The organism is Streptosporangium fragile (assembly GCF_039534445.1).
GTDB classification, from domain to species: Bacteria; Actinomycetota; Actinomycetes; order Streptosporangiales; family Streptosporangiaceae; genus Streptosporangium; species Streptosporangium fragile.
Map to the genome: position 1 here is coordinate 61,990 of NZ_BAAAVI010000042.1, position 20,235 is coordinate 82,224.

19 protein-coding genes are annotated in these 20,235 nt (G+C 71.4%); 4 read left to right on the forward strand and 15 right to left on the reverse strand.

Annotated elements, in window-relative coordinates:
* Positions 1-71: 71 nt before the first annotated feature.
* Positions 72-1,496: an MFS transporter gene (locus tag ABD841_RS25615; RefSeq protein ID WP_344976864.1), complete on the reverse strand. Its 1,425-nt coding sequence runs from the start codon at positions 1,494-1,496 to the stop codon at positions 72-74.
* Positions 1,497-1,633: 137 nt separating this feature from the next.
* On the opposite strand from ABD841_RS25615, the gene ABD841_RS25620 reads away from it, so the two are divergent.
* Complete coding sequence (locus ABD841_RS25620; protein WP_344976866.1) at positions 1,634-2,230, forward strand: TetR/AcrR family transcriptional regulator; 597 nt, start codon at positions 1,634-1,636, stop codon at positions 2,228-2,230.
* Between the two features lie 65 nt (positions 2,231-2,295).
* Here ABD841_RS25620 and ABD841_RS25625 read toward each other — a convergent pair whose 3' ends face one another.
* From ABD841_RS25625 to ABD841_RS25670, 10 genes are all read right to left on the reverse strand, one after another.
* Positions 2,296-3,282, reverse strand: a complete 987-nt coding sequence (locus tag ABD841_RS25625; RefSeq protein ID WP_344976869.1) for an LLM class flavin-dependent oxidoreductase — start codon at positions 3,280-3,282, stop codon at positions 2,296-2,298.
* A 162-nt stretch (positions 3,283-3,444) separates the two neighbouring features.
* Positions 3,445-4,326, reverse strand: a complete 882-nt coding sequence (locus ABD841_RS25630) for a TauD/TfdA dioxygenase family protein (RefSeq protein WP_344976872.1) — start codon at positions 4,324-4,326, stop codon at positions 3,445-3,447.
* Positions 4,327-4,352: 26 nt separating this feature from the next.
* Positions 4,353-5,168 (reverse strand): ABC transporter ATP-binding protein, encoded by an 816-nt coding sequence (locus ABD841_RS25635; protein WP_344976875.1) that lies wholly within the window; start codon positions 5,166-5,168, stop codon positions 4,353-4,355.
* Positions 5,152-6,201, reverse strand: a complete 1,050-nt coding sequence (locus ABD841_RS25640) for a taurine ABC transporter substrate-binding protein (RefSeq protein ID WP_344976878.1) — start codon at positions 6,199-6,201, stop codon at positions 5,152-5,154. Before ABD841_RS25640 ends, ABD841_RS25635 begins: the two co-directional genes overlap by 17 nt.
* A 68-nt stretch (positions 6,202-6,269) precedes the next feature.
* Positions 6,270-7,028, reverse strand: a complete 759-nt coding sequence (locus tag ABD841_RS25645; protein ID WP_344976881.1) for an ABC transporter permease — start codon at positions 7,026-7,028, stop codon at positions 6,270-6,272.
* 644 nt (positions 7,029-7,672) lie between these two features.
* A complete protein-coding gene (locus ABD841_RS25650; RefSeq protein WP_344976884.1) occupies positions 7,673-7,900 on the reverse strand; it encodes a hypothetical protein in 228 nt (75 codons plus the stop codon).
* Positions 7,828-8,358: a hypothetical protein gene (locus ABD841_RS25655; protein ID WP_344976886.1), complete on the reverse strand. Its 531-nt coding sequence runs from the start codon at positions 8,356-8,358 to the stop codon at positions 7,828-7,830. Before ABD841_RS25655 ends, ABD841_RS25650 begins: the two co-directional genes overlap by 73 nt.
* A 7-nt stretch (positions 8,359-8,365) precedes the next feature.
* Positions 8,366-9,250: a carbohydrate ABC transporter permease gene (locus ABD841_RS25660; RefSeq protein ID WP_344976889.1), complete on the reverse strand. Its 885-nt coding sequence runs from the start codon at positions 9,248-9,250 to the stop codon at positions 8,366-8,368.
* Positions 9,247-10,173, reverse strand: a complete 927-nt coding sequence (locus ABD841_RS25665) for a carbohydrate ABC transporter permease (protein WP_344976892.1) — start codon at positions 10,171-10,173, stop codon at positions 9,247-9,249. Before ABD841_RS25665 ends, ABD841_RS25660 begins: the two co-directional genes overlap by 4 nt.
* Positions 10,174-10,229: 56 nt before the next feature.
* Positions 10,230-11,591: an ABC transporter substrate-binding protein gene (locus ABD841_RS25670; protein WP_344976895.1), complete on the reverse strand. Its 1,362-nt coding sequence runs from the start codon at positions 11,589-11,591 to the stop codon at positions 10,230-10,232.
* Between the two features lie 139 nt (positions 11,592-11,730).
* Between ABD841_RS25670 and ABD841_RS25675 the strand changes: the two genes are divergently transcribed.
* Positions 11,731-13,299 carry a glycoside hydrolase family 43 protein gene (locus tag ABD841_RS25675; protein WP_344976898.1) on the forward strand — a complete coding sequence of 523 codons (1,569 nt, stop codon included), beginning with the start codon at positions 11,731-11,733 and terminating at the stop codon, positions 13,297-13,299.
* On the opposite strand, the gene ABD841_RS25680 is transcribed toward ABD841_RS25675, so the two are convergent.
* The 3 genes from ABD841_RS25680 to ABD841_RS25690 form a co-directional block, all read right to left on the reverse strand.
* Positions 13,296-14,315 carry a LacI family DNA-binding transcriptional regulator gene (locus ABD841_RS25680; protein WP_344976900.1) on the reverse strand — a complete coding sequence of 340 codons (1,020 nt, stop codon included), beginning with the start codon at positions 14,313-14,315 and terminating at the stop codon, positions 13,296-13,298. The two genes, ABD841_RS25675 and ABD841_RS25680, sit on opposite strands and share 4 nt — an antisense overlap.
* Positions 14,316-14,702: 387 nt before the next feature.
* Positions 14,703-16,445, reverse strand: coding sequence for a beta-glucuronidase (uidA, locus tag ABD841_RS25685; protein WP_344976903.1), 1,743 nt, complete (start codon positions 16,443-16,445; stop codon positions 14,703-14,705).
* The gene (locus ABD841_RS25690) at positions 16,445-17,641 is read right to left on the reverse strand and encodes a glycoside hydrolase family 1 protein (RefSeq protein ID WP_344976906.1); all 1,197 of its coding nucleotides are present in this window, start codon (positions 17,639-17,641) and stop codon (positions 16,445-16,447) included. Before ABD841_RS25690 ends, uidA begins: the two co-directional genes overlap by 1 nt.
* An 81-nt stretch (positions 17,642-17,722) precedes the next feature.
* On the opposite strand from ABD841_RS25690, the gene ABD841_RS25695 reads away from it, so the two are divergent.
* Positions 17,723-18,337, forward strand: coding sequence for a TetR/AcrR family transcriptional regulator (locus ABD841_RS25695; protein ID WP_344976909.1), 615 nt, complete (start codon positions 17,723-17,725; stop codon positions 18,335-18,337).
* On the opposite strand, the gene ABD841_RS25700 is transcribed toward ABD841_RS25695, so the two are convergent.
* Positions 18,334-18,930, reverse strand: coding sequence for a TetR/AcrR family transcriptional regulator (locus ABD841_RS25700; RefSeq protein ID WP_344976912.1), 597 nt, complete (start codon positions 18,928-18,930; stop codon positions 18,334-18,336). The genes ABD841_RS25695 and ABD841_RS25700 overlap by 4 nt on opposite strands.
* Before the next feature lie 59 nt (positions 18,931-18,989).
* On the opposite strand from ABD841_RS25700, the gene ABD841_RS25705 reads away from it, so the two are divergent.
* Positions 18,990-20,153, forward strand: a complete 1,164-nt coding sequence (locus ABD841_RS25705; RefSeq protein ID WP_344976914.1) for an NAD(P)/FAD-dependent oxidoreductase — start codon at positions 18,990-18,992, stop codon at positions 20,151-20,153.
* The last annotated feature ends 82 nt before the right edge of the window (positions 20,154-20,235 follow it).

Consider the following 20,235-nt stretch of genomic DNA (forward strand, 5'->3'; position numbering starts at 1 on the left):
ATCGGAAGCCGGCGGACCCGCTGCCGCCGCCACGTCACCGCCGGAGGGACGGCGCCGGCTCTCCCGTACGCTCAGCCCCGTCCCGCCGGTGCGGCCCCGCGCGCCCCGGGGCCGAACCAGAGGAGCAGCGCCACCGCCAGGGCCAGCACCAACGCCCCGCCGGCCCAGACGAACACCGACGAGATGTTCGCCGCGACGCCGCCGTCCCGGGTGAACGGGATCAGCAGGGCGGCCAGGCCCAGCGACCCGCCGATGGTGAGCGCCGTCTGCAGCAGGCCGGCGGTGACGCCGGCGTGCTCCGGCGGGGCGGTGGTCAGAATGATCATGTTGAACGGGATGATGGCGACGCCGACACCCACCCCCATGACGACGAGCGCCGGGAGCACGCCGGTCAGGTAGTCGCTGCCGGCGTCGAGGCGGGTCAGCCACGCCACCCCGGCCAGCACCACGGCCAGGCCGAGCAGCGCGCGGGCCTTCAGGCTCACGGTCGCGATGTGCTTGGTGAGCAGCTGGGTGGCGACGAGCAGCGCCAGGCCGAAGGGCAGGACGGCCAGGCCGCTCTGCAGCGCGTTCAGCCCGAGCACGCCCTGCAGGTACTGGACCAGGTAGATCAGGAAACCGGTGAGCACCGCCGCGAGCAGCAGCAGGCCCAGGAAGGCCCCCGCCCGTTCCCTGCCGGCGAAGACGGCCGGCGGCAGGAGCGGTTCCGCGGTGCGCCGGTCCAGCACCAGCAGCGCCACGGCCGGCACCAGCGCCGCGCCCAGCGAGAACAGGGTCCCGCTGTCACCCCAGCCCTCCTCGGCGGCGTGCACCAGCCCGTAGACGGCGGCGGTGACGGCCGCGGTGCCCAGCAGCGCGCTCGGCAGGCCGAGCGGGCGCGGGCGGGTGGTCTCGTCGCGCAGGCCCAGCGCCTTGACGGCGACGGCGATGATGAGCACGCCGATCGGCACGTTGACCAGCAGGCTCCAGCGCCAGTCCCCCGCCCAGGTCAGCACGCCGCCCAGGACCATGCCGGCGGAGGCGCCGAGCCCGGTGACGGTGGAGTACAGGCCGAAGGCGCGCTGCCGGCGTTCCCCCTCGAAGACGATCGCCAGAAGCGCCAGGCCGGTCGGACCGGCGATCGCCGCACCGGCGCCCTGCAGGACACGGCCGAGCAGCAGGACCTCCAGGTCCGGTGCCAGTCCGGCCAGGAGCGAGGCGACGACGACCAGCGCGATCCCGGCGAGGAAGACCCTGCGGTGGCCGAGCACGTCACCGAGCCGGCCCGCGAGCAGCAGGAGCCCGCCGAAGGCGAGGAGGAAACCGTTCGGCACCCACGACCCGCCGGTGACCGACAGGCCGAGGTCCGCCTGCAGGGCCGGCAGGGCGACGTTCACGATGGTGCCGTCGAGTTGCAGCATGAACTCCGCGCCGACGATCGCGGTGAGCGCCAGGGCCCATCCCCGGGCCGGGACCTCCCCGGCCGGGACGTCGCCGGAGACGCTGTCAGTGCTCATGGGGCCTCCAGGGGCCGATCAGCCGGCGCCATACCGAGGGAGCCTCAGGTTAACGGCCGGAACTATACTGAGGGAGTCTCAGTTTGGATGTGAAGAGTCAAACTGAGGCCGCCTCAGGATGTCAAGCGGGAGGTTCGATGACGACCGGCACACCCCATATCGCCCAGCGCCCGAAACGCGCGGACGGCCGGCGCAACTACGACGCGATCCTGGCCGCCGCCCGCACGGCGTTCGAGGCCGACGGCTCCGAGGCGTCACTGGAGAACATCGCCGCCCGGGCCGGGGTGGCGATCGGCACGCTGTACCGGCACTTCCCCACCCGCGCCTCCCTGGTGGAGGCCGCCACCAGGGACGGACTGGCCGACCTCGTCGCCCGCGCCGAACGGCTGGCCGCCTCCCCCGACCCGCTGGAGGCCCTGTCGGAATGGATGGAGCAGGCCGTACGGCACTTCAGCACCTTCCGCGGGCTGGTCGGCATCCTCGCGCAGAGCATGTACGACGAGGGGACCCCCTCACACGCCATGTGCAACGCGATGCATCGCAGCGGCGCGGACCTGCTCCGCGCCGCGCAGGCCGCGGGCCGGGTGCGCCCCGACCTGACCCCCGGCGAACTGTTCGACCTCCTCAGCGGCGCCGCCTGGGTGCGCGAGCAGTCCCTGCCGGACAGGGACGGCAGCCCGCGCTTCCTCCGGCTCGTCCTGGAGGGGATCACCACGCGCAACCCGGAGCCCTGAGCAGGGCGGGCGGCCCGGAGCCCCGAGCAGGGTGGTCCGGCCCGGGAGCACCGGCCCGTGCGGGCCTACAGGGACGAGACGATCTTGGCGAGCAGCTCGTACGAGCGGACCCGGGCGCCGTGGTCGGGCACCTGGGTGAGCACGAACAGCTCGTCGGCGCGGGTCTGCCGCAGCAGCGCGTCCAGGCGGGGCGCGATCCGATCCGGCGAGCCGACGAACTGGGGGTCGATCCGTTCCCGCAGGAAGCGCGCCTCCTGCGGGGTGAAGGTGTGCGCGGCCGTCTCCCCCTCGGTCGGCAGCACGATGCCCGGGTCCACGGTGCGCATCAGGATCTGGCCGAAAACGAAGGAGGCGGCCAGGCGGTGCGCCCGTTCGTCGGTGTCGGCCGCGACGACGATCACCGCCACGCACGCGCACGGCTCGGGCAGCCGCGGCGACGGCCGGAAGGCCCGGCGGTAGGCGTCGAGCGCCTCGGGGGCGCCACCCCCCACGATCGCGTGCGCGTAGACGTAGGGCAGTCCCAGCCGGCCCGCGTAGGCGGCGCTGCCGGCGCTGGAGCCCACCATCCACAGCTCGGGCGGTGTCGCCGGCTCCGGGATCGCCCGTACGCCGCCGCTGCCCCCGGCGAAGTACTCGCGCAGCTCGTTCAGCGCGTCGCCGAAGTCCAGCCGGCGCGGGTCGCCGATGCGGGCCGCGGTCTCACCCGAGCCGCCCGGGGCGCGGCCCAGCCCCAAGTCGACCCGGCCGGGGTAGAGACCGGCCAGCACGCCGAACTGCTCGGCGACCACCAGCGGCGAGTGGTTCGGCAGCAGCACCGCGCCGGAGCCGACCCGGATGCTGGAGGTGGCCTCCAGGATGGGCCCGGCGAGCACCGCCGGGCTCGATGCCGCCAGCGCCGGCGTGTTGTGGTGTTCGGCCACCCAGTAGCGCCGGTAGCCGAGGACCTCCACGGCTTTGGCCAGGTCGACCGAGCGGCGCAGCGCGTCACCCGCCGTGTCACCGCGCCAGACCGGCGCGGTGTCGTGCACCGAGACGGCGATTCCTTCCGGCAATGTCCTCTCCTTCACCCTGTTCGCGCACACACGGAGGCTTCCTCACGTTATGTTCGCCAGTTAAGTCGAGGCATCCTCAGCTTGTCAACGACGGTTACGCGGGTCCGGCCGGAACGGATGCGCGGACCCTGCCGGGGCCCGGCTCCGGACGCCGCCCCGTGGTCAGCCGGCGGCCCGCGACGGGTGAGCGGGGCCGACGGGACGGTCGCCGCGCAGGGTGACGCGGTGCATCACCCTGCGAGCCGTGCCGTAGTCGCGGTTGGCGTAGTGCGCGGTGCTGCGGTTGTCCCACATGGCGACGTCACCGACGCTCCAGCGGTGGCGGATCGTGTGCTCGGGCTTGGTCAGGTGGGCGTAGAGCAGATCCAGGATCGCCCGGCTCTCCGCCTCCGACACCCCGACGACATGCGAGGTGAACCCGGGGTTGACGAAGATCCCCTTGCGGCCGGTCTCGGGGTGGACACGGACGACGGGGTGTTCCACCGGGTCCAGCCGGGTGACGGTCTCACCTTCCCAGACGTTGCCCCGGCCGCCGCGGCGCTGGGCCAGGTAGTAACCGAACTCCCGGGCGCCGTCGTGCACCGCGGTGAGCTGGTCGACCAGTTCGCGCACCGGCGCGGACAGGGAGTCGTAGGCCAGCTGGCTGTCCGCCCAGCTCGTGTCGCCGCCGGTGGGCGGCAGGACGACGGCCCGCAGGATCGACCCGAGCGGCGGGCGGGGCACGAACGTGACGTCGGTGTGCCAGACGTCGGCGAAGCCGTTGTCGGCGCTGTCGAGGGCGTAGATCTCGGGGTGCTCCTCGTCGACGCCCTCGACGACGGGGTGGGACACGGTCAGCTCGCCGAGACGCCGGCCGAGCGCCACCTGGCTGTCCTCGTCGAGGTTCTGCCCGCCGAAGAACAGCACCTTCCGTTCGACCAGCGCCGCTCGCACCGCGGCAAGTTCGTCGTCGGTGGCCGTCGCCAGGTCCAGCCCTTCGATCCGGGCTCCGAAATGCGGACCGAGCGGGTTCAGGGTCAGCCTGACAGCGGTCTGCGCGGTCATCTCGATCCTCCTCAGGGGTCGGGGTCTCACTCCGCGGCGGCGCGTACGGCCTGGCCGACGGCGGTGCGGAAAGCGGCGTAGTCGGGAAGGGCGCGCAGTTCGTCGGGTGCCGTCCCGGTGCGCGGCAGGGTGATGTCGAGGTCGAGCGCGATCCGGCCGGGCCGGCGGGTGAGCACCACGACGCGGGTGCCCAGGAAAACGGCCTCCTCGACGCTGTGGGTGACGAACACGGAGGTGCGACCGGTCTCCGCGCTCACCCGGCGCAGGTCCTCCTGGAGCCGCTCGCGGGTCAGCGCGTCCAGGGCGGCGAACGGCTCGTCGAGCAGCAGCAGCGGATCGTCGCCCGCCAGCGCCCGGGCGATGGCGACGCGTTGCTGCTGCCCCCCGGAGATCTGCCAGATCCGGCGGTCCGCCACGTCGTGCAGGCCCACGCGTTCCAGCAGGCGCGGCACCCGGCGGGCGCGCTCGCCCCGGGGCACACCCGCGTATCGCAGGGCCAGCTCGACGTTCCCGCCCACGGTCTTCCACGGGAAGAGCCGGGGCTGCTGGAAGACGATCCCCGCGCCCCTGCCGGGAACGGGTTCGACGCCGCCGGTCCGCACGGTGCCGAAGGTCGGCCGCTCGAAACCGGCGATGAGGCGCAGCAACGTGCTCTTGCCGCATCCCGAGGCCCCGACGATCACGAGGAAGGATCCCCGCGGGACGGTCAGGGAGATCGGGCCCAGGGCGGTCACGGCGTTACCGGCCGTGCCGTAGACGTGCTCGACCTCGTGCACGTGGACGGCGGCGACCTCCGCGCCGGCCTCGGCCCGGGTGCCCGCGGTGTCAGGAATCGAGGGCACCGGGAAGCCCTTCGTTGTAGATGGCCCGCTGAACCGTCGCGAGGTCGGGCACGGCGTCGATCTTCTGCTGGTCCTTGAGGAACTGTGCCGCGCTGACCAGGTTCTGCGCCAGGCCGCCGGCCTTGCCCGGTGTGCCGAGCCATTCCGGCGACGCCAGATCAGCGGGTTTGAGGAAGACCCCCTGGCTGAGCTGTGCCTTGGCCTCGGCCTGACTGAGGTTCAGCTCCGCGCCCACCGCCTGCGCCGCCGCGTCGGGATCGCCGGCGATCAGGTCGAGCGCCCTGGCCTCGGCCTTGCGCCAGGCGTCGACCGCGCCGGGGTGCGCCTCGACGAACGCGGTGGACACCACGCCGAGGTCCAGCGTGGGTTTACCGGCGGTCGCCAGCTCCCGGCTGGTGAGAAGCATCTTGCCGTTCTTCTTGAGCTCCTCCAGGGTCGGCAGCCAGGTGTAGGCCGCGTCGATGTCACCGCGCTTCCACGACGCCAGGATGTCCTGCGGCTCCAGGTCGACGAGCTTCACCTCGGATTCGGGCACCCCCGCCCGGTCCAGGGCGGCGAGCAGGCTGTAGTGCGCGGTGGAGGCGAATGAGGTGGCCACCTTCCTGCCCCGCAGGTCGGTCACCGCCGAGATGCCGGTGCCGTCCCTCGCGACCAGGGCCTCGTTGTCACCGGCCACGTCCAGCACGAAGGCCACCTGGTACGGGATGTTCAACGGCGCGGACAGCCCGCGCGCGACCGGGCTCGATCCGATGGCCGCGATGTCGACGCTCCCGGCGACGAAGGCGGTGTTGATGCTGGCGCCGGAGTCGAACTTCGTCCACGTGATGGTGTAGTCGGGAAGCGCCTGCTCCAGCCAGCCCTTGTTCTTCACGATGAGGTCGCCGCTGGGGAACGCCTGGTAGGCGATGCGGATGGTCTTGCCCGCCGCGCCGCCGCCTCCGCCGGAGGCGGCACCGTCGCCGCACCCGGTCAGGGCGAGGGCCACGGCGGCCAGGACGATCGGGAGCAGGTGTTTGAGGCGTGGTCGCGACATGGCACGGTTTCCTTCTGAACTGGGCGGTACGAGAGTCGGCGGGGACGGGGACAGCGGATCGAGGCGGCTCAGGTACGACCCCGCCAGGGGATGAGACGGTTCTCGGCGGCGCGTAGCAGGGCGTCGATGAGCAGCCCGGAGGCACCGATGGCGAACAGTCCGAGCACCACGACGTCGGTCTGCAGGTAGCGCTGGGCGTCGCGGACCATGCCGCCGATTCCCGGCACGCCGTTGACCGTCTCCGCGGCGACCACCGAGGAGTACGCGATCCCCACGGCCAGCCGGATCCCCGTGAAGATCTCCGGCAGGGCGCTGGGCAGCACCACATCGGTGAGCGTGCGCCACCGTGACGCACCCAGCGCGCGGGCCGCCTCCACCAGCCCGGTCGGCGCACCGTGCACCGCGGCGGCGGTGGCCACCGCGACCGGCGGCATCGCCGCGATGGCGAGCAGCCACAGCTTGGGGGTCTCGTCGATGCCGAACCAGATGATGAGCAGGCTGAAGTACGCCAGTGGAGGGAGCGCCCGGATGAAGGTCACCACCGGCTCGGCCACGACACGGATCCAGGGCACGACACCCAGCACGACACCCAGCACGAGCCCGGCCGCCACCCCGAGCGCCGAGCCGATGAGGATGCGGCGCAGGCTGATGCCGAGATGCTCGACGAGCAGGTGGCCGCTGTAGCCGCGGATCCCGTCGTGGGTGGTGGACAGCAGCACGAGCTGGTCCCATACCGCCCGCGGCGCCGGCACGAACGACGGGTTGCCGGCTGCGACGGCGGCCGACTGCCAGAGCCCGAGCAGCACGAGGACCGACAGCGCCCGCATGCCGATCCGCCGGGATGCGAGGGCGAGCCGGGCCGGCGCCGAGACGGTGTGCGTCCCTCCGGCGGCCCGCGGGCCGGTGGATCCGGCGACGGCATCGGAGTTCCGGAGGCCGGAATCCGGGGGGGCGGGGGTGAAAGAGGTCACAGCGGTCGCTCCGGGGGCAGCGCGATCGGCCCGCACCACCGGGATGCGGACACGACATGACATGGGAGGAGGGAGATCGGCCGCGGGCACCTCGCGGGTGTGGGGCCGACGTTCAGAAGCGACAGGCCGAGCCGGTCATCCGGCACAGGTCGAGGTGGAGGCGCCGGACCAGGCGCACAGTCAGGAACATATACATTTCCTACCAAAAAAGGGGATAATTAGCAATCGGTGAGCCGCGACCCGGCGGCCGGGCGTCGACGTCACCGAGGACGCCTTCAACCACCGCGCCTCGGTGCCCGGTCGGATGCCCCGGCGGGTGTCGGCCGTCGAGGAGTCCAAGACGGCTCGGCCGGCCCGACGCCGGCCGACGATCTCCGGCCGGCGCCTCGGCGATGACGCGCCTGACCGCCCAGCGGGCCGTCCGCCGCACCGGCCACAAGGCCGCGCCGGTCGTTCCACCGGAGAGCAAGCACCCTCGTCGCCGTCCCCGGCGCGGCGAGTCAGGCGAGTTCGTAGGTCCATCCGGCGGCGAGGGGAGAGGAGACCGAGACCTCGCCGCCGGAGCGGGTGACGGTGAACAGCGCGGGCTCGCCGGAGGCGTGGTCGGTGACGGTGAGGGTGGTCTCGCCGTCCGGTCCCGGGTACACGCGCAGGGTCAGGCCGTCGAGGTAGTCGTAGTCCGGCCGGTCGTCCCTGGCTCCGACGGGCAGGACGGCGCCTTCACGCACGTAGATCGGCATCGAGGTGAAGGCGCGTGTCTCGGTGCGAAGTAGCCGATGGATTTGTGGCCGCTGGAGGTCAGCGGGCGTCCGTCACCGTGGAAGGACAGATTCCACGGTGCTCCGGGCGCCATGGTCGCGCTCAGCGCGCCGCTGGTGAGCGTCGCGCCGTCGGCGTCGTCCGCCTTGACGACGCCGTGGCCGTCCTCGGCGCCGACGAGGTCGAAGCCGCGTTCCGCGCCGCCCCCTGTGTGGTGGTCGATGCGGACGCGGATCACGTTCACCAGGGGGGAAGACGGCAGCAGCGAGAGCACCGGCCGGTTGAGGGTGTCGCCCCGGCGGTTGATGACCGTGGTGGGCGCGGTCACGGTGAACGCGTCCTCCTCGGCGCAGATGTCGTAGGCCTCGGCCGCGTACAGCGCGGTGACGCCGGGGCGCAACTGCCAGAACCCGTCGGTGAACTTCATCGGTGGGTCATCCCTTCAATCCGCCGGCCAGCAGGTCGGCGCGCCAGAAACGCTGCAGCACCAGGACGAGGGCGATCAGCGGGATGACCGACACGGCCGAGCCCATGATGACCAGCGGGTAGAGGTCACTGTCGCCCGCGCCCTTGGACAGGAACGTGTACAGCCCCAGGGTGATCGGGTATTTCTCCTGGTCGGAGAGCATGATGAAGGGCAGCAGGAAGTTGTTCCAGATGCCGACGAACTGCAGCAGGAACACCGTGACCAGCCCTTGCACCATCATCGGCAGCACGATGGTGCCGAAGACGCGCAGCTCGCCCGCCCCGTCCAGGCGCGCCGCCTCCAGGGTGCTCTCCGGGACCGCGGCGGTGGCGAAGACCCGGCACAGGAAGATGCCGAACGGGTTGATGATGACCGGTAGCAGCACCGACCAGTGGGTTCCGGCCAGGCCGACGCTCGCCAGCAGCAGGTACTGCGGGACGGCCAGCACGATGCCCGGCACGAGCACACCGGCGAGGATCACCGAGAACAGGATCTCGCGTCCGCGGAAGCGGAACTTGGCCAGGGCGTAGCCGGCCATGGCGGACACGAGCGTGGACAGGACCGCGCCCAGGCCGGCGTACAGCAGCGAGTTGAGCCCCCACCGCCAGAACTGGCCGTCGCCGTAGGCGCTCAGGTTGGCCAGGTTGTCGAGGATGCCGGTGCCGGGGGCGAAGGAGAAGGTGGTGAACAGCTCGCGCGGGGTCTTGGAAGCCGCGATGACCACCCAGGCCACGGGGGTCAGGCAGTACAGCGCGCCGAGCAGCAGCACCACCAGCGGCAGCCGCGGACGGCGTCGCGCGTCAAGCCGGTGACGGCGGAACCGGCGGTCGCCGGTGCCGGGGATGGCGCTCATGCGTTGTCTCCGAAGGTCCGGCGCTGGAAGAAACGGAGCAGGAGCAGCGAGAGGACGAGGATGCCCAGGGCCAGCACGACGGAGGCGGCGGCGGCTCCGCCGAGATTGTCGTTCACGAACGCCTCCTGGTAGATCTTCATCAGCGGCACCCAGGTGGAGCTGATGGTGGTCGTCATCGGCCGCAGCGTGGCCGGTTCGCTGTAGAGCTGCAGGGTGCCGATCACGGAGAACAGGCCGGTGAGCACGAGCGCGGGGGCCACCAGCGGGATCTTGATCCGCCAGGCGATCTGCAGCTCACTGGCCCCGTCGATGCGGGCCGCCTCGTAGACGGAGGTGGGAATGGCCCGCAGCGACGTGAAGATGATGATCATGTTGAAGCCGACGCCGGACCACAGCGCGATGTTCGCCAGCGAGAAGTACAGCGCGGGGAAGCCGAAGAAGTCCAGCGGCCCGGCGTGCAGTCGCCTGGCGACGTAGGTGAGCGGGCTGGTGCTGGGCAGGTACAGGAAGCCCCACAACAGGCTGGCGATCACACCGGGCACCGCGTACGGAAGGAAGATCGCGGTGCGGGTGAAGCCGCGCGCCCGCACTCTCGGGGTGTCGAGCAGCAGCGCGAACAGCAGAGCCAGGCCGAGCACGCCGGGGATGGCGATGAGGCCGTACAGCAGCACCCGGCCGAGCCCGGCGACGAACTCGGGGTCGGTGACCGCGGCGAGGTAGTTGTCGAATCCGACGAAGGCCTGCACCCGCCGCCCGAACGCGCCGCCGCCCTCGACACGGAAGCCGCGGAAGCTCAGGTAGACGGCGTAGCCGATCGGGATGATCAGGAACAGGGTGAAGAAGACGATCGCGGGCGTGGCGAACAGCCACGGAGTGGCGACGGCGCGGAGGCGCGGGCGTCGCCCGGCGGAGGTGGCGGGCATGAGACGTCCAGGGTGGGTCGAGCCGCGGGCCCGGCCGGTCACCGGGCCCGCAGCGGCTACTTGGTGACGGTGTAGCCCGCCTTCTGCAGGTCGGCGACGACCGCCTGCTGCGTGGCCTGGTACACCTCGCGGAAGGAGGTCTTGTCGAGTGCGGCCTTGTTGAGCGCGTCTCCGAAGGCGCTCTGGGCGACGTTCACGTTGGGTCCCCACGTCACCGGGATCGTGGTGTCCTTGATCACTTGGTCGGTGACCTTGTAGAAGTCCTTCTGCTGCGGCATCAGCTTCGGCGGCTCGTGGGTCAGGGTCGCCTGGCGGCCGGCGTTGCCGCCGGGGAAGATGTCGAGGCCGAGCAGCAGCTTGGAGCCCTCCTCCGAGGCGCCCAGCCAGGCGGCGAAGGCCGCCGCCTCCTTGGCGTGCTCGGACTTGGCCGGCACCAGGTAGGCGGAACCGCCCAGGAACGGCACGGCGGCCTGGCCCTGCGTCCACTGCGGCAGCGGCGCGGACTCCCACTTGCCGGCGGTGTCCGGTGCCACCGAGTAGATCACGCTGGGCGCCCATGCCGCGGCGGCCCAGCTGAGGATCTTGCCGTCGTTGATCTTGGCGTTCCACTCCGGGGTGAGCAGCGGCTCGACCTTGACCAGGTCCCGCTCCACCAGGTCCTGCCAGAAGTCCGCGGTCTTGAGCGAGGACTCGCTGTCGATGCCGACCTTCCAGGCGTTGCCGTCGGTGCTCCACCATTGGGCGCCGGCCTGGGCGGCGTGCGCGGCGAAGAACTCGAGCTGGTTGGCGGCGAAGCTGGCGATGTAGGCGTCGGGGTCCTTCTTGCGGATCCGCTCGGCGGCCTTGGCGTACTCGGCCCAGGTGGTGGGGACCTTCACGCCGTACTTGTCGAACAGGTCCTTGCGGTAGGTGAGCACCATCGGGCCGATGTCCTGGGGCACGCCGTAGACCTGGTCGTTGAAGGTGGTCTGGGCCCAGACGTTGGGGTCGACGCCGGACTTGGCGCCGGCCACGTCGGCGGTGATGTCCTTGACGGCTCCGGCCACCACCAGTGCGGGCAGGCCACGGTACTCCAGCTGCACGACGTCGGGGGTGTCGCCGGCCTGGTCGGCGGCCAGCAGCTTGGAGGCGGTCTCGGTGGTCCCGCCGACCTCCGACAGCTTGACGGTGACGTTCGGGTGCAGCTGGTGGTATCTGTCGACGATCGCCTTCGCCGCCGGGTCGCTGCCCTTGAGACTCCAGGTCCAGAACTCCAGCGTGACCGGCCCACCGGCGCTCGCGCTCTCCGAGGAGGGGGTGTCGGCGGACGAGCAGGCGGCCAGCGACGCCGTCAGGGCGACCGCCAGGGCGGCGCCCAGCAGGGTGATGCGGCGTCGGCGTCCCTCCGGTCGGGGCGGGGGGAGGGTCGGTGAGGTCATGACGAGCTCCTCGGCAAGGTGGTGCGTCTCGCGGCGGGATGCCGGGTCGTGCGTTGGGATCTAACCTGATGTTAACGTTGTCATGCTGTCAAGCCACATCCTCGTAACAGAGCCGCAAAACGTTTCGGAGCCCGCCCCCGTGCCCACCTTCCGCAACCCCGTCCTGCCCGGCTGCCACCCGGACCCGTCGATCTGCCGAGTCGGCGCGGACTTCTACCTGGTCACCTCGTCATTCGCGTACTATCCGGCCCTGCCCGTCTTCCACAGCGGTGACCTGGTCCATTGGCGGCAGCTCACGCACGTGCTGAACCGGCCGGGGCAGCTTCCGCTCCAGGGACTCGACGTCTCCGACGGCGTCTGGGCGCCGACCATCCGCCACCACGACGGCAGGTTCTACGTGGTCTCCACGCTGGCGGTGAACCGGCGGGGCAGCCTCACGTTCGTCGTCACCGCCGACGATCCGGCAGGGCCGTGGTCGGACCCCGTCCCGTTGGAGGCCGAGGGCATCGACCCGTCACTGTTCTTCGACGACGACGGCCGATGCTGGCTCACCGCCTGCCGCGACGCCGTGGCCGGCGGCGGGCCCGGCGAGCTGTGGATGCGGGAACTCGACCTGGACCGGCTCAAGCTCGTCGGCCCCACCCACGTGCTCTGGCACGGGGCCCTCCGGGGGGCGTGGGTGGAGGCTCCGCACCTGTACAAGCGCGACGGCGTCTACCACCTGATCGCCGCCGAAGGCGGAACCGAACGCAACCACAGCGTCACCGCCGCGCGATCCGACACTGTCACCGGCCCCTATGTCACCGACCCGCGCAGCCCCCTGCTGACGCACCGGCACCGCGGCCCGGACGAGCCCGTGCACAACGTCGGCCACGTCGACCTGGTGGACACCCCCGACGGCGAGACCTGGGCGGTGACCCTCGGGGTACGCCCGATCGCGGGCACTCACACGCTGGGCCGCGAGGTGTTCCTGGTGCCCGTCACCTGGACCGCCCACGGACCCGTCTTCGCCCCGGAAACGGGCAGCGTGCGGCTGACCGAACGGCTGCCCGGGCTCGCGTCCGCACGGCAGGAGGAGGTCGCCGCGGCGAGCCGGGTGCACTTCGACGAGCCGGTGCTCGGCCTGGAGTGGAACAGCCTGCGGGGGCCGGTCACCGATCTCGTCAGGCCCGCCGCCGACGGGGGAGGGCTGGAGATCGAGGTGACGCCCGAGCCGCTCAGCTCCACCGGGGTGCCGGCCTTCGTCGGGCGGCGTCAGCAGCACGTCCGCTTCCACGCCCAGGCTCGGATCAGCTTCTCGGCGGCGCATCCGTCGGAAGAGGCCGGCCTGACCGTCTTCCAGAACCAGGACCACCACGCCACCCTCGCCCTCACCGTGGACGAGGGCGGGAGCACGCAGGCGGTGCTGACCATCCGGGAGACGGGCACGACGACCCGGCTGGCCACCGCGCCGCTCCCCTCGGGGGAGGCGATACTGGCCGTCGAGGGGGACGAAGCCGGTTACGCCTTCCGCGTCCAGGACCTCGGCACCGATCGCTGGACCGACCTGGCCGCCGTCGAACGGTCCTTCTTCAGCACCGAGCGCGCGGGCGGGTTCGTCGGGGTCTACCTGGGCCTTTACGCGACCGGCAACGGCCGCGCCGGCAGCGGGCGGGCACGGGTGCGCTGGTTCGACTACCGGCCGGGCAGGGGGGCGGCAACGGATTAGCCGCGCGGCCGGGGCGGCGCGGTGCTGCGGCGGACGACCAGTTCGGGAGGGATCCGCTCACAGGAGGCCGGCTCGCCCCGCATCATCCGCAGCACCTGCTCGATCGAACGCTCCCCCAGGGCGACGAAGTCCTGGCGGACCGTGGTGAGCGCCGGCACCAGATAGGCCGCTCCGGCGATGTCGTCGAAGCCGACCAGCGAGACGTCGTCGGGCACCCTGACACCCAGCTCGGCGAAGGCCGCCAGCACGCCCATGGCCATCTGGTCATTACCGGCGAAGATCGCGGTCGGGCGCTCATGTCCCTCGCGGGTGACCAGGTAGTGGGCCAGCCGGTAGCCGCTGTTGCCGGTGAAGTCGCCCTCGAGCAACTCACCGCGGGCTCCCGCCTCGTCCCTCAGCGCGGCCCGCCAGCCCTCGACGCGGGCGCGCGCGTCGAAGGTCCGCAACGAGCCGGTCAGGTGAGCGATGTGGCGATGCCCCAGCTCCAGCAGGTGCCGGACGGCCAGCCGCGCGCCGAACTCCTGGTCGAGCTCGACGAAGCCGAGGTCCGGATTGGGGACGTTCCCCGACATGATCACGGTCATGGGCACGCCGGTGACGATGTCGGCCAGGGCGTCCACCACCATGGGCCGGTCGGCGATGACGGCGATGGCCTCGACCGCCTGATCGGTGAGCCGTTGCAGCGTCTCGGCCAGGTCCATGGTGGTGCCGCCCTGCCAGCTGGCCAGGTTCACCCAGTATCCGGCCCGCTGCGCCGTGGTCTGCACGCCGCGCAGGATGCGGGGCAGCTCGTACAGCTCGGTGCCGGCGAGCACCAGGCCGATCGTCGAGGACCGGCGGCTCTTGAGCGCGCGGGCGACGCTGTTGCGGCGATAACCGAGCTTCTCGATGGCGGCCTCGACCCGGGCCCGGGTCTCCGGCCGCACGGAAGGGTGGTTGTTGAGGACGCGGGACACGGTGATGTGCGACACGCCCGCTTCGCGCGCCACATCCACCATGCCTGGTGCCCGGTTCATGTCCTTCGCTTCCCCACCTCACCGGGACATACCCGTCTGCCGGTGTTGGTCCGATGGTGCCGCACCCGCTGCGCGCTCACGCCCGGCACCGGGGGGACCGCCGCTGACGCTGCCGGCGCCACGCGGTAAACGGATCATATCTCGCCGGTCGTCCGACCTGGGCACGACGTTCGGGCAGGTGGAACGGGGCCCCCGGGTGGCCTCGACCACGTCCGTCCGGGGCATGCGCAGGTCCGTGCCGGGCGAACAACGCTCCCGCCCTGCTTCGGACCACTGCGCCATGCCCCGCGGCCGAGACACCTCCCCGCGCTCAACCGCTTGACACAGAGAGGCGCCACTTCGCCGGACGTGACCCCTCGATGAAGCTCAAACCGGGCGAATCAGCGGCTACTCCCCTGCGACGCTTGACGGCTTTCGGCCATCGAGCCCGGCCCACCTCGCACGGAGGGCGTGGGCGGCCGCCTTGGGACGCCGGTCACGGGTGAAGACGCCCTTCTTGTTGCCGTCCACCCGGTGGATGCCGGGAGCGGTCTGGAAATCGGCGAAGTTCCACACGTGCTCCCCCACCACCGCGTCGATCCGGTCGAAGATGCGGTGGTTGGCCTCCAGGTAGGAGAGCTGGTACTCCTCCGTCCAGGGGATGTCCCACACCGAGTGCTGCCCGGGCATGGAGTCGGCGCCGTACTCGCTCATGATGATCGGCTTGCCGTACTTCTCGGCCCAGCCGCGCAGGTCGCCCTCGAGGTAGACGCGGGCAGTGGCGAGGTCGCCGGTGGCGACGTACCAGCCGTAGTAGCGGTTGAGGCAGAGCACGTCGAAGAGATCGGCGATGCGGTCGTTCTCGTGCGTCGCGAAGATCACGGCCGCATAGGTCACCGGGCGGGTGGGGTCGAGCTTGCGGGTGAGCTCGACGAGAGGCTCGAAGTAGTCACGCGCGCCCTCCTCGTTGGAGGCGGGCTCGTTGGCGATGCACCACATGACGACGCTGGGGTGGTTCTTGTCCCGGGCGACCAGCTCGCGGAGGTGCCGGGCGTGCGCCTCCCGGGTGGCCTCGCCGAAGGTCTCCGGGGAGAAGGTGGGCCGGGGCGGCGCACCCATGAGCCCGGAGGCGACGGCCAGGTTGAGCCCGACGGCGGCGGTCTCGTCGATGACGACGATGCCGTGCCGGTCGGCGAACTCCAGCACCTCCTCAGCGTAGGGGTAGTGCGAGGTGCGGAAGGAGTTGGCGCCGATCCACCGCATGAGCTGGAAGTCGTGGACGAGGTAGGCGGGGTCGTGACCCTTGCCCCGGACCGGAGTGTCCTCGTGCTTGCCGAAGCCGGTGAAGTAGAACGGCTCGCCGTTGACGAAGAACTCGGTGCCGCGCACCTCGACGGTGCGCACCCCGAAGGGCTGCACGTAGACGTCGGTGTCGGCGATCTCCACCTCGAGGTCGTACAGGTAACCCGCGCCAGGCCGCCAGAGGATGACGTCCTCGACGCGGAGGTCGCCGTGCGCGCCGTCAGCTTCGGCCACGCAGGTTCCGGACGCGTCCAGCACCCGGACCCGGACCGGGGCGGGCTCGCTGGTCTCCACCGAGTAGTGGACCGTCCCGTCGAGCTCCGTCACGATCGTGATGTCCTCGATGTGGACGGCGGGGCGGCTGTAGAGCCAGACCGAGCGGGCCAGGCCCGCGTAGTTGTAGAAGTCGTGCAGGTACTGCTGCTGCCGTCGGCCGTCCGGGGTCGTGATGACGGTGCCGGGCGGGATGGTCGTGTCGGTCAGCTCGTTGTTGACGCCGATGGTGAGCCGGAACTCCTCCCCTGCCCGCACGTGCTCGGTGATGTCGGCTTCGAACGGCAGGTAACCGCCCGCGTGCTCGGCCACCAGGACATCGTCGACGTACACCTTCCCCTCGTGGGTGGCGGCGTCGACGCGAAGGACGACGCGCTCGTCCGCCCAGCCGCGGGGCACCCGCACCTGGCGGTGGTACCTCACCCAGCCCACGTGGTCGCGGATGGCGCTGTCGGTGAACAGGTCGTTGTAGCTGGCGGGCACGGCCACGTCAAGGGTCTGCTCGCCGACGGTGAAGCGCCAGATCCCGTCCAGGTTGACGAGTTCGCGCGTGGGGGTGGAGCGGGGCTTCAGCATCAGATCTCCCCGCGGCGGGCGACCTCGCCCAACCAGGCCAGGCTCGGTTTGGGCGTGCGTTCGAACGTCTCGCGGTCCACGGCGATGAGGCCGAAGGTGGGCTTCCAGTGCCCCCACTCGAAGTTGTCCAGCGCGCTCCAATGGATGTAGCCGCGCACGTCGATGCCCTCGTCCATGCAGGAGAACAGGTGGTGCAGGGCCTCGGAGGTGTAGCGGATGCGCTGGGTGTCGTCGGTGGTGGCGATGCCGTTCTCGGTGATGAGAATCGGCGTGCCGCCGGTCACCTGCCGGGCATGCCGTACGGCGATGCCGATCGCGTCGGGCCGGTAGGCGTTGCCGGTCAGCGTGGTGTCGGGGCCCAGCGGGTGCGGGACGATGCCGTTCTCGTCGACCGCCTGGCTGGAGTAGGACTGCACACCGATGAAGTCGTCGCCGCGGGCCGGCTCCAGGTAGAGGTTCTCGCGGATGTCCTGCAGCTCGCGGAGCAGGGCCTCGTTGCCCGGCGTCGGGGTGAGCGCCTGGCAGGCCACGGTCCAGCCGACCTTGGCGTCGGTGTGCTTCTTCAGGATCTCGCGGGCGGCCTCGTGCGCCTCGACCAGCCTGCGTCCCACCTCCGGATCGGGGTTGGGCAGCACGGGGCGGGCGGCGCCCTCCACGGTCGGGCTCATCCACGATGCGGCGTCGCCCGTCTGCGCCAGCCGGCTCATGGTGATCATCAAGGCGAGCATGTTCGGCTCGTTGATCGTGCAGATCCATTCGACGCCGTCGAGGATGCCGGTCGCGGCCTGGATGTAGGCCCGGAAGCGCTCGATCGCCTTCTCGCGCATCCAGCCGCCCTCGGCGGCGAACCAGCGCGGGTGGGTGAAGTGGTGGAGGGTGACGACCGGGCTGAGCCCCAGCTCCAGGGCGGTGTCGATCATCCGGCGGTAGTGGGCGAGCTCGGCGCGGGAGAACCGGCCGGGCTCCGGCTCGATGCGGGCCCACTCGATGCCGAAGCGGTAGGAGTTCAGCCCGGCGTCGGCCAGCAGGCGCATGTCCTCGGCGTAGCGGTGGTAGCTGTCGCAGGCGTCACCGCTGAGCTCCATGCCGGGCATCTGCTGCTCCAGGGCCCACCAGTCGCTGTTGACGTTGTTGCCTTCCACCTGGTGTGGGGCGGTCGCCGCACCCCAGAGGAAGCCGGAGGAGAGTTCAGGCATGGTTGAGTCCTTGCTAGGAACCGTGGGGGTGACGTCACGCTAGCACCGAAAACCGAATCACGATACTAATTTGGGGGGGCCATGTCCGAATCGACCAACCGCGGGCCGTACGCGAAGACGGCTGCGGTACGGCGGCGCATCCTCGAGGCCTGCGTGGACGCGTTCGGCGAGACCGGCTTCTACGGCGCCACCATGAAGGACATCGCCAAGCGCGCCGGCATCAGCCACACCGGGCTGCTGCACCACTTCCCGCGCAAGGAGGACCTGCTCCTGGGGGTGCTGGAGCTCCGCGACGAGCGCGGCACCGCGTTTCTGGAGTCGGCCGGCGCGCTGGACCCGTCCGTGAACCCCGTTGAGACGCTCAACGGCATGATCGCCGTCGTCGTGGACAACGAGCTGCAGCCCGGACTCATGGAGCTGCACTGCGTCCTGTCAGGCGAGGCGACCTCCGCCGAGCACCCCGCGCACGAGTACTACGCCAACCGCTACCGCATGCTCCGGCGCTTCTACTCTGCCGCCTTCGCCGCCCTGGCCGAGCGCGGGCAGCTGAGCTCGCCGATCGACCCCGAGACCCTGGCCACCATGACCATCGCCCTCATCAACGGCCTGCAGGCGCAGTGGCTCTTCGACCGCGACACGGTGAAGGTGGAGTCGGCGATCCGCCAGTTCCTGGCCTCGGTCGTCGCCGGAATCTAGCCGTTGATGCGGTAGAGCGCGTGCAGCAGCGGCCAGGTCACTTCGGCCATCTCGGCCGGAGGACGCGGGCATCCGCGCTGCAACCAGTCGACGGCCACCCCGATGAGCGCCCCGGCGGTGAAGGCCGCCGTGACGTCATGCGGCACGCGCTCGGGCAGGCGACCGTCGACGCCCGCGACCAGGCGGTCGCGGGTGGCCTCGACGATGCGACCGCGAATGTGGTCCAGGACCCGCGCGCTGCCCTGCGCCCCCAGCAGCGCGCGGTAGAGCCCCGCGTGCTCGGTGAGGCTGGCGAAGAACGCCGTCAGCGACTCGGTCGCCTCCTGGGCCAGATCGTCCGCACCGGGTGTGGGCTTGGGCACCGACTCGATCAGACCGTCGATCATCGTCGTGCAGGCGTCCTCGGCCAGCTCGTGCACGTCGCGGTAGTGGTCGTAGAAGGACGAGCGGCTCACCTCGGCGAGTTCGGCGACGTCGGAGACGCTGATCCTGGCCAGATCCCGCTCCGCGACCAGCCGGATCAGCGCGCGGGCCAGGGCCGCTCGGGTGCGGCGGACGCGCCGGTCGCTCGACTGGGTCTTGATCGTGGCCACGCTGCCAGCCTATCGTATGCCGACATGTGTAGGTTTCCCTACAAGTGTAGGCTAGCAACGTGACACAACCAGAAAGCGTGCTGATCGTCGGCGCGTCGGCAGCCGGGCTCGGCACCGCGGAGGCGCTCCGGCGGCACGGCTACCGGGGACGGCTGAGCCTCCTGGACGCGGATCCGCATCTCCCCTACGACCGGCCGCCCCTGTCGAAGCAGGTCCTGGCCGGCGTCTGGGAGCCCGTCCGGGCTCAGCTGCGCAGCGGCGAGCAGATCCAGGCACTGGGCGCCGAGTTCGTACGCGGCGATCCGGCCGTCGCGCTGGACGCGGCGGCCCGCGCCGTCACCACCGCCTCCGGCCGGAAGCTCGACGCCGAGGTCCTGGTCATCGCCACCGGCCTCACGCCCTGCCGGCTTCCCGGCCAGGACGGGCTGGCGGGCGTGCACGTCCTGCGCGGCCTGGACGATGCGCTCGCCCTGCGCCGCGACCTGACCGCAGCCCGGCGGCTCGTGGTCGTGGGCGAGGGGGTGCTGGGCGCGGAGGTCTCCGCCACCGCCCGCACGATGGGCCTGGAGGTGACCCTCGCCGGGCTGGGCCGGACCCTGCTGGGCGGCCAGCTGGGCGAGGTGGCCGGCTCGATGCTCGGCCGGATGCACGCCGAGCGCGGCGTCCGGCTGCGGCTCGGCGTGCCGGTCGACGGGCTGACCGGCGCCGACGGGCACGTCACGGGGGTACGGCTGGCCACCGGTGAGCACCTGCCAGCCGACGTGGTCGTGGTGGCCATCGGCTCGCGCCCGGCGACCGGATGGCTGGAAGGCAGCGGGCTCCCCCTGGGCGACGGCATCGAGTGCGACGCGCACTGCCGCGCCGCCGAAGGCGTCTACGCCGTCGGCGACGTCGCCTCCTTCGATCACCCGAGGCACGGGCGGCTGCGGCTGGAGAACCGCACCAACGCCACCGAGCAGGCCCGGTCGGTCGCCCTCGGCATCCTCGGCGACCACCGGCCGTACAGCCCGATCCCCTACTTCTGGACCGACCAGTACGACATCAAGATCCAGGGATACGGCCTGCCCTCGCCGCAGGCCGAGATGACCATCGAGGACGACGATCCGGCACGAGGCCGCTTCACCGCCCTCTTCCGCCAGGACGGCCGGGTGACCGGCGTGCTCGGCTGGAGCATGTCCAAGCAGGCCCGCCTTCTGGCCACCACCCACCTTTCCGAGGAGTAACCGCATGACCCTGGCCTATCCGATCCCCAACGACGCCGCGCTGGACCCGCCCGCGGAATGGGCCGAGCTGCGCGAAAAGTGC

Excerpts from the sequence above, each read along its gene's own strand:
- ABD841_RS25640 (WP_344976878.1), bottom strand. The coding sequence starts at position 6,201 with ATGTCGCGACCACGCCTCAAACACCTGCTCCCGATCGTCCTGGCCGCC.
- ABD841_RS25665 (WP_344976892.1), bottom strand. The coding sequence starts at position 10,173 with ATGCCCGCCACCTCCGCCGGGCGACGCCCGCGCCTCCGCGCCGTCGCC.
- ABD841_RS25655 (WP_344976886.1), bottom strand. The coding sequence starts at position 8,358 with ATGAAGTTCACCGACGGGTTCTGGCAGTTGCGCCCCGGCGTCACCGCG.
- ABD841_RS25670 (WP_344976895.1), bottom strand. The coding sequence starts at position 11,591 with ATGACCTCACCGACCCTCCCCCCGCCCCGACCGGAGGGACGCCGACGC.
- ABD841_RS25695 (WP_344976909.1), top strand. The coding sequence starts at position 17,723 with ATGTCCGAATCGACCAACCGCGGGCCGTACGCGAAGACGGCTGCGGTA.
- ABD841_RS25620 (WP_344976866.1), top strand. The coding sequence starts at position 1,634 with ATGACGACCGGCACACCCCATATCGCCCAGCGCCCGAAACGCGCGGAC.
- uidA (WP_344976903.1), bottom strand. The coding sequence starts at position 16,445 with ATGCTGAAGCCCCGCTCCACCCCCACGCGCGAACTCGTCAACCTGGAC.
- ABD841_RS25615 (WP_344976864.1), bottom strand. The coding sequence starts at position 1,496 with ATGAGCACTGACAGCGTCTCCGGCGACGTCCCGGCCGGGGAGGTCCCG.
- ABD841_RS25630 (WP_344976872.1), bottom strand. The coding sequence starts at position 4,326 with ATGACCGCGCAGACCGCTGTCAGGCTGACCCTGAACCCGCTCGGTCCG.
- ABD841_RS25645 (WP_344976881.1), bottom strand. The coding sequence starts at position 7,028 with ATGCGGGCGCTGTCGGTCCTCGTGCTGCTCGGGCTCTGGCAGTCGGCC.
- ABD841_RS25680 (WP_344976900.1), bottom strand. The coding sequence starts at position 14,315 with ATGAACCGGGCACCAGGCATGGTGGATGTGGCGCGCGAAGCGGGCGTG.
- ABD841_RS25660 (WP_344976889.1), bottom strand. The coding sequence starts at position 9,250 with ATGAGCGCCATCCCCGGCACCGGCGACCGCCGGTTCCGCCGTCACCGG.
- ABD841_RS25690 (WP_344976906.1), bottom strand. The coding sequence starts at position 17,641 with ATGCCTGAACTCTCCTCCGGCTTCCTCTGGGGTGCGGCGACCGCCCCA.